At 54.7% G+C, this 600-nt stretch carries 1 protein-coding gene; it reads right to left on the bottom strand.

Features of this window, described 5'->3' with window-relative positions:
- The coding region (locus ACR0D7_RS19415) for a calcium-binding protein (protein WP_480680481.1) at positions 1-600 on the bottom strand (600 nt) is incomplete at both ends.

Here is a 600-nt window from a genome sequence, read left to right as displayed (position 1 = left end):
CCATCAATGTCTACATCATTATCGTCGATGATCAGCGTATCGTCGCCTCCGCCCGCAAGCAGAGTATCCGCGCCCGCACCACCACTTAACGTGTCAGCGCCAGCCGTACCAATCAGCGTATCGTCTTCTATGCTGCCTTCAACGCTTTCGATTGAAGACAAGGTTGCAACCAGCGAGTTGTTATTCGTCGAGCGTGCTTCTCCGGTCGACAAGTCAATCGTCAAGCCAAATCCACCAGCATCGACTTCTTCGAAAGACGCTGTGTCTTGACCCTCACCGCCGTCAATATTGTCCGTATTGCCTGCCGCGACTTGAACGTAAAGCTTATCCGCGCCCGTGCCGCCACTCAAGTGGTCGGCACCTGTGCCACCTCTAATTACGTCATCACCGGCCAGACCCTCAACCATGTAACCGGCATCGTCCAGCGCAATGTCATCATCTCCGGCCGTTGCCACAATATGCTCGACATCGCGAATGGTACCGTGATCTTCAGATACAAGCCCCAACCCGTCAGTGTGCAGAGACTGAATCTCGGCTGCCGTCAGAGCACGGTTAAAGAGTGCAAGATCATCAATCGTGCCGCTGAACGGCCTGTCCAGT

This window comes from Ruegeria sp. BB7 (assembly GCF_056539365.1).
Note: the sequence above shows the minus strand (reverse complement) of the source record. Positions and strands in the feature narration are given on the sequence as shown.